This is a genomic window from Xenococcus sp. PCC 7305 (assembly GCF_000332055.1).
In the GTDB taxonomy this organism is placed as follows: Bacteria; Cyanobacteriota; Cyanobacteriia; order Cyanobacteriales; family Xenococcaceae; genus Xenococcus.
This window is the reverse complement of record NZ_ALVZ01000196.1, coordinates 42,387-50,032: the sequence shown is the minus strand read 5'-3', so window position 1 is coordinate 50,032 and position 7,646 is coordinate 42,387. Positions and strand designations below refer to the sequence as shown.

Sequence of the window (7,646 nt, the reverse complement as noted above, 5' to 3'; positions counted from 1 at the left end):
TATGAATTCGTTTCGCGCAAAGGCGCAAAGACGCAAAGAAAGAAGCAAAGAAGATTAGTCCAAAATTCTTTCATGTTTTAAATCAGCAACGCCAAATTTTCAAATTGTTCTGACCATTCCCATGATTTTAAGCTGGGATGGGAGTCGATTTAAAATTTTCTTGGCCAACAGAGGTAAAGGGAAAGAATAAAGGGCTATTATTGACAACAGATAAATTAACCTTGCTCCCCACGGGGACTGGATTGTTAATTGTTGTTCTAGCATGAAGTCTTTTTCCCGAGGCGGTCTCTAAACAGTAGCGGTATTCTCTTCCCAGAAATTGCCTTTCCGTAACTGTCACATCAGAAACATTCTGGGGATCGGGGGTCAAAATAATATCTTCTTGACGCAACATCAATTCTGCCCGATCGCATTCTGTTGCAGAAAGAGCATTCGGTAGTTTTACCTTGCCGATTTCCGTGGTCCAATCAGGCCCTTCTCTTCTTGCTGTCAAAAAATTGGCCTGGGTAACAAATTCGGCTACAAAACGAGAACTTGGTTGCGTATATATTTCTTCAGGAGTACCTACTTGTTCTAATTTCCCATCTCGCATTACAGCAATCTTATCGGAAATGGCTAAAGCTTCCTCGCGATCATGAGTGACAAAAATAGCCGTTGTGCCCGCTGCTTTGAGAATAGCTCTGATCTCTGCTCTCAATCTATGACGTACTTGAACATCAAGGTTGCTGAGGGGTTCATCTAGTAGAATCAGAGCTGGTTGAGGTGCGATCGCTCTTGCTAGGGCAACTCTTTGTTGCTGCCCCCCAGACAATTCATGGGGATAACGTTTTTCCAGCAGAGAAAGCCCAACTAAATCGAGAACATTACTGATTCTTTGTTGTATCTCGGGATTTTTGAGGCGTCCACGATGGAAAACACCGCCATTAGCCAGATTCTTCTTGCCTTTGAGGCCAAAAGCGATGTTTTCGGCCACGGTCAGATGGGGGAACAATGCATAGTCTTGAAAGACCATTCCCGTATTGCGTTTTTCAGGAGGAATATTCTTATCGTGATCGCTGACAACTTTACCTGCCAATTCTACTTGTCCTTGAGAGACTTTCTCAAAACCTGCCACTATTCTCAACAGAGTTGTTTTCCCGCAACCAGAGGGGCCGAGTAATCCCAACAATTCCCCTTGTTGCAGTTCTAGGCTAACGTTATCAACAGCAGGGCGATTATTAGATGGGAATGCTTTACTAAGGTTTCTAAGTTGCAGTATGGGAGATGATTCCATAGGGTTAAATTATTTTGTCAAAGAATTCTTGATAATTGAATAACTAGTGAGCAAAAGTGGGTTTACTTTTTAAGAATTGTTCTCAACAGATAACAACCAATATACCATTATCTGCAAAGTTCCAATTAAGAATCCTTCTGAATAAAGTAATAAATTATTGCTGAATCTAACGAAATAAAGTGAATTTTTCTAGGAGCAGTTCTAATAATTGCGGCAGGTTACTTTGCAAATCTTGCTTATTGCGAAATCTCAGCTCTTTATATCCTGGAACATCAAAAGGATAAGTCCCCTGAAGATCGTCTCGTTCTTGGTAAAGCAATAAAATTTGACCTTGATCTTTACTCTCTAGGGCATAACCCATCTCAACACAAACATTAGGACTCGGCAGTAAATTGAAACGAGCTGCGGGAATTTCTGCGATCGCAGTGATGTCGGCGATGTAGATTAAGCTTTTTCGAATACTTTTAAATTGGTTACTACTCAAACGTAAAGGAGAATCGTCAGGACGAGCTGCTATTTCCAATTGCAAAGGAACACGCGATCGCTGCGACAATTTGGCAACCGAATCCTCTAACACTGGAAGAATAATCTCTTTTGCGGGGGAGCATTCTACCTGAGGACTAAAATAAACGATGGGATCGAGCCCAGTTAAAGATTCTTGCTTAGTAAAATAAATTTCTTGGGAAACTAAATCAATATTGGAAATTAGATAAAAACCACTTCCCTCAATATAAAACTCGACAGTTTTCCCCTCAAGGTAACAACCAAACCAATCGGCAGATTGAACTTGTGATCGCTCGTCCAAAAAGTCGGCGCGCATGCCTGTTTTTAGCAAACTATTGCGACTCAAACGTAAGTGCGGAGGCTTTGTGATAATTTGTCTAATCGGTTCGTACTGCTCTAGATACCAAGCCCTTAAGGCAATAATAGCCATGGAATAGACCGCCAAAGTTATCCTTTGTCAGCAGTGAAATATAGTGAATATGTATTTTAGCAATAAGAGCTTACATCCTCACCGCATTCATCAGCCAAGTAGCAAATAGCTCGAAAACGTAGACCCACAAGCTCATCATAAAGGGGATTCAACTTACAAAGAGGCGGAATTCGCAAAATAGTACGCCCGAAAAGTTTGACATCTCTGGCAAAAGGGCATTGAGTGGGGATAACAGCGCAAATGCGGTGAGCAATAGTAGGATCTTGCACTACCATGTCATTTAATAAGCTGCGAAGCGGCTTCAACAAATCAATGGCCCCAAAATTGGGCAATGAAAAACCCGTTTTACTTGACTTGTGTTGAATATTGTTAACCCAACTGCTCGAAACAATAGTGGATGCGGTATAATTCTTAACACTCATGATTAATAGGCTCAACTTAGTTTTATTCTTAGGGTTGCTCTAGGAAAGTAACCCTATAGTTTTCTTTACGTTTGATTTTGGTTGTTTATGCTTTTTAGGAACAGGAAAAAGTATACCATATCAAGTAGTTATTAGCTATTATTAAGTAATTTCATTAAACAAGATCGCTCATCTAAAGGATTAGTCAGAGATTTTGTGCTCCTACTTAAAATTCTGTCCGATATTTGGTGCAATTGCATGAGCAAAAATACTTAAAGGTCGTGAAGTTTTTCTGAAGATTTAGCCAATGTTTCGTAGACTTCTTAATGATTACATAAAGTCTTCTTTTATTATTAAAAATCATGGATAAACTTGCATAAATAATAAAAACAAGAACGTTTTCTGTATATCTTTTTACAAAATACCCAAAGTCGACAATAAAAATATTATTAACTTTAGCAAACATAATTTGCAGATCAACAATCTAGATTGTAGGCGGCAAAAATAATGTCTGATGGGCAATCTTGAAAGAAGCTAATCAACAATTTTACATTCCAAAAAATAGTATAGCGCTCTCGTCAAAAACTTGGAAGGGGATTTGGTAGCAAGCACTACAAACTTTCAAATTCAACAGAAATTTTTTCTGGGTAAGTCTCTAAATTCAATTCCAAGCGAGTAATAGGATGACACCAGAATAGTCCTGAATAATTCCCCTGAGAGACTTGAAATGATAAGGGTTGATTCTCCGAGGCAAAGATAGTCGTTATATCAGTTTTGAGCGTACCATATTTACCATCCAAATAAGTTACGTGATTGCTGAGCACATCAATAATTGTAATTTGTGTAGTAGATGGCATGATTCTAACTATTAGATGATGCAATTGAAATTGTTGTACTCCGTAGGCAACAGCCTCGACTAAAATATTTTCTTGTAATCCTTTAATCTTAAACCTTGGATTGACCTGAGCAAGGTGTTTTTTGGTCAGAAAACTGGGTTGAACATCTTTGAGCAATGATTTGCTGCTCTTTCTCGTAATCTCTGGTATGGTCATCGAGATTGATTTAGTGGTGAGATTCCAGGTATCTGCCTTGAGGGTTAAATCTGTTAATATTTGCTGGACTTTGGTTAAATCATTAGAGTCTTGTAAATAGTCTAATTGACGCTTTTTGGTGGCTAACCAGCGCTCCCGAGAAAAGTCGCGTAATTTTTTATTATGGGAATTAGTATATTGCTCATAAAAAGCTAAAGTGTCATTCCAAGAGCCAATTTTTTCTAATACTACTCCCAAATGGGGAAGCGAAAAGTATTTTTGCCATTGCAAATCGTTAAGAATATTATTTTTCATAAAATACTTATACCGTTGCCTTCCTGGTGCATCAAGAAAGGAAGGGACTAAGGCTGAAAGAGCAATACGATAGACAAAATAATACTTAAAATCTCGAATATTAAGATTATTTTCTGCTAAACTAATTGCTTCTTGCCAATGCCCTTTTTCCAGATAATATTGAACAATGCGATGGAGACATTTAATCGGAAATGACCTAGAGATTTGGAGCAGCTTACGCCAATATCTTTGAACTTGAGACAAATCGTCTAGATAACAAGAAATTATCAAAGCTTGTTCAAGCTTATTAGTTTCAGCAAATGCTATAGCCACATATTTTAACCAAGAGGATGCTAAACTTTTGCCATTTTTAATCCATTGATTAATGATAATGTGATATTGATTTGCGATCGCTAAATATTCTAAACCAGCAGGCAGAGTTGCAACCTTTGCTTTTGCTAAATAATAGTAAGTAAGATCCTGATGGGGGATCGCTTTTGCTGGCTCTCCTAAATTTTCCCAACATTCAAGCGCTTGGTGATAATCTTGTCCTAGATACCAGCATTTGGCGATTAGGAGATTAATTTCCCTATTTTCTCGCTCAAACCAATTTTCTAAGGTGTGGATAATTTTCAACCATTCTCCTGGAGAAAAAACATCTGATTTATAGGAAATTTGTGAAATTGCTTGTTGATAGAAAATTAGCCCTGTTTGCCAAGATCGAGTGTGATATTCTTCTGTAAATATTTTTTCTCTATATTCGCTCAGTAGAAAGTCTCGAAGATTTATAATCTGTTTAGTTATTGCCTTGATTTTTAAACTATTACTCGCTTCGCTAATCGTAGCCATAAAATCGATGAAGGGGAATAACAGGGTAAATCGCTCAAGTTGGGAATCAAATCTCTGATCGGAGCCATAATTTAAGATTAATTGCCTTAATTTAATCCAACTTGAATCTTGCCAGAAACATTCTGCTGCTTCTAGATAATGATTCAATTGGGAAAATAGAGTGCCCGCAACTACAAAATTTCGATCTAAACGAAGTTCCCAGGCTGAGCAAAAATCAACTTTATAAAGATTATTACATTTGCGATAAGCGGCGATCGCTCGCTTGAGAAATTCAGGATTTTCCGTATTAATTCCTACTGTTTCAAAGCTTAAAGCATTAGCTTCTAGATCATCGTTTTTAATATATTCTAAAGATTCACCATCACTAATAAATTGAATATTGGATTGCCATTTTTCTCGCTGTTCTAGATCTTTGATTTGAGAGATTTTTTCGCTCAACAACTCCTGATCATTTAAATGCTGCCAAAGTTTATCTTCTCCCTTAGGACAATCAATAATAAAGAGTCTCTCTGTGGGACGAGATGCCGCAACATATAATTTGTTTAAAAAATATTTAACTTCTTCTGTTGATTCTAATTGTTCATCCCAAAGAGTTTCCGGACATCGTTGGCCAAATTTATAGAGTATAACCTGTTTAAATTCTAATCCTTTAGCGGTAATAGCACTTAAGATGTGCCAAGGAATTCCCGACTCAACTTGATCATCTAAAAAATGATGCAATAGCTCATCTTGTTGAATAAAATCTTGTTCTTCTCCTTCATCACAGGGAATCAAAATAATAGTATCTTTAATAATTTTCAATAGAGACTGAACATTGACATCAGAATGAGCTTCACTATCTTGATCAATGATAAATTTTTGAGGAGCAAGCCCTTGATCTTTTCTCGCTTCTTGAGGTTCTATATCACTAAAATCACATAATAATTTGCGCCAAAGTTGAATTAAATTATTAACTTTAACAATCGGGATCACTGAACGATAGTTATAAATTAATTGTTTTAACTCGATTCGCAAATAAGGAGTGCGGGCGAGGATTAAAGCCGATAAAATTTCTTCATGAAAAGCAGCCTTAAATCCTGACCAGCGAAATCCAGTAGGATTCAAAGTTTGGAGAGGATCCCCAGCAAAAGCGAATGGCAAACTCAGAATTGGTTCCTGCGCTAAGTTGTAACGCGAAAACACAGACAGCTGCATAATTAATTTTAATTCTAGCCGAGTAAAATCCTGAGCTTCATCGCAAAAAATCACTGTATAGTGAGATTTATAATATTTTCTACTGAGGATAAGCCTGATTAAATCTCGATCATCCCAAAGATTATTATCTTGGGTATATTGATGATACCAACTCCAAACGCGATCGCGAATTTCAATGAATTCTGCTACCGATACTTTTTGCTCTTTTTTCGGTATTTTAGAGTATTCTAATTCTGATTCTAAATAACGATCTTCCCTCTCTAGACAATAGCCTTTGATGAAATTTTGAATAACTAGCCAGCATTTTTCAGGGGATAATTTTGGGGTTTTTCGTCGACATTCTTGCCGAAAGAGGTGAAAAGACACATACTTATCTTCAGAAAATTTTTGTCTTTCTAAATCTGGCAGTAATTTCAATAAAAAAGCACGAAAAGATTGAAAAAAAGAACCAAGCCCAGGGATTCTATCTAATCTACTGGTTTCTTCGACAAAATGATGATGATATCGTAAAAGAGAGTGAACTCTTTCTCGGGCATATTCGGAAAGATTTTTACTATAAGTTAAGAACAAAGGATGAGGTGGATGTAAAAAATCTTGCTTTTTTTCTTGACATAATTCCAAATGACGATAGCAATAATAGGCAAATAAATAAAACAGCATCGTTGACTTGCCACTACCTGCTCGACCATTGAGAAACAAGGGTAAGGATTTTTTGGTTGATACTGTATGTAGAAGTTCTTTTTCTTCTTGAGATAAAGCTAGATTGACGCGATCGCCGTTTTGGATTCTCAGCCAGAAATCTTCTTCTAATAAAATATAAGCAGGATAAGAGCGTTTCGTATAAGTAATTAAGTTTTCCAGAGTAAGATGCTCTTGATCTGCCCACCATCTAAACTGATTTTCTTGAATTTTAACTATTTCAATTATCTCCTCAATTACCGCTGAATGAGGATAGCTGGCCAAAGGAGCAATCAATAATAATACCTGTTGAGGAATCTCATCCTTGGTAACCAAAGTACTAAAAAGAAGATGATAATTACCATCTCCATAAATCTTCACTTGTGGATAATTAGTTCTAGTTCCAATAGAGTCAAAATCATTAACAATATCTTCAATTAGTTGCCGAAAAATCGTCGCCTGCTCACGAATTTCTTGCTGAACAAACTTATGACACCAGGTTTCACTTTCGTGAATCACAACATCATTATAATCATTCTTCCAGTCAGGTCTTTCTAAGCAAAAACGTAACTCTTCCGGCAGGGTTTCTAACGGCAAGTTTGCCATAGGCAATTTGCGTTTCTTTTTGTTTAACCAGCTGACTAAATCCCTTTTTAACTCTGTCTTCTGAAATAATTGAGGATCATATTTGGAAGCCTCTAAGAAACGTTTATAGGCTGGTTCTCCTCTGCTAAATATTTTTAGCAAACAAAGAATATCTTCTTGGTTGATTTTAATAACTTTAGCAATTATCCTGAAGTTTCCTTCTTTTCTTTTCAAATAGGAATGTAATACTTTAAATTTAGTATGTATTCCATCGAAATCCATGGTCTCAAATTCTTTACAGAGACGTTCTATTTTAGAGTCCAACTGTTCATGTTTCGTGATTCGCTGCTCGAAAACAGAAGTGCGATAGACGTACATTCATGCTCCTCACTTCCTTTATTTTCAAT

The 7,646-nt window shown here is 36.9% G+C and carries 4 protein-coding genes; all 4 read right to left on the bottom strand.

Going from position 1 to position 7,646, the window contains the following annotated elements:
- Positions 1-127 precede the first annotated feature (127 nt).
- Complete coding sequence (locus tag XEN7305_RS16385) at positions 128-1,273, bottom strand: ABC transporter ATP-binding protein (RefSeq protein ID WP_006510587.1); 1,146 nt, start codon at positions 1,271-1,273, stop codon at positions 128-130.
- Positions 1,274-1,439: 166 nt separating this feature from the next.
- A complete protein-coding gene (locus XEN7305_RS16380; RefSeq protein WP_006510586.1) occupies positions 1,440-2,207 on the bottom strand; it encodes a hypothetical protein in 768 nt (255 codons plus the stop codon).
- A 56-nt stretch (positions 2,208-2,263) separates the two neighbouring features.
- On the bottom strand, positions 2,264-2,629 hold the full coding sequence (locus XEN7305_RS16375; protein WP_006510585.1) for a Mo-dependent nitrogenase C-terminal domain-containing protein: 366 nt from the start codon (positions 2,627-2,629) through the stop codon (positions 2,264-2,266).
- A 590-nt stretch (positions 2,630-3,219) separates the two neighbouring features.
- Positions 3,220-7,617, bottom strand: coding sequence for a 3'-5' exonuclease (locus tag XEN7305_RS16370; RefSeq protein WP_006510584.1), 4,398 nt, complete (start codon positions 7,615-7,617; stop codon positions 3,220-3,222).
- Positions 7,618-7,646 lie beyond the last annotated feature (29 nt).

Excerpts from the sequence above, each read along its gene's own strand:
- XEN7305_RS16370 (WP_006510584.1), bottom strand. The coding sequence starts at position 7,617 with ATGTACGTCTATCGCACTTCTGTTTTCGAGCAGCGAATCACGAAACAT.
- XEN7305_RS16375 (WP_006510585.1), bottom strand. The coding sequence starts at position 2,629 with ATGAGTGTTAAGAATTATACCGCATCCACTATTGTTTCGAGCAGTTGG.
- XEN7305_RS16385 (WP_006510587.1), bottom strand. The coding sequence starts at position 1,273 with ATGGAATCATCTCCCATACTGCAACTTAGAAACCTTAGTAAAGCATTC.
- XEN7305_RS16380 (WP_006510586.1), bottom strand. The coding sequence starts at position 2,207 with ATGGCTATTATTGCCTTAAGGGCTTGGTATCTAGAGCAGTACGAACCG.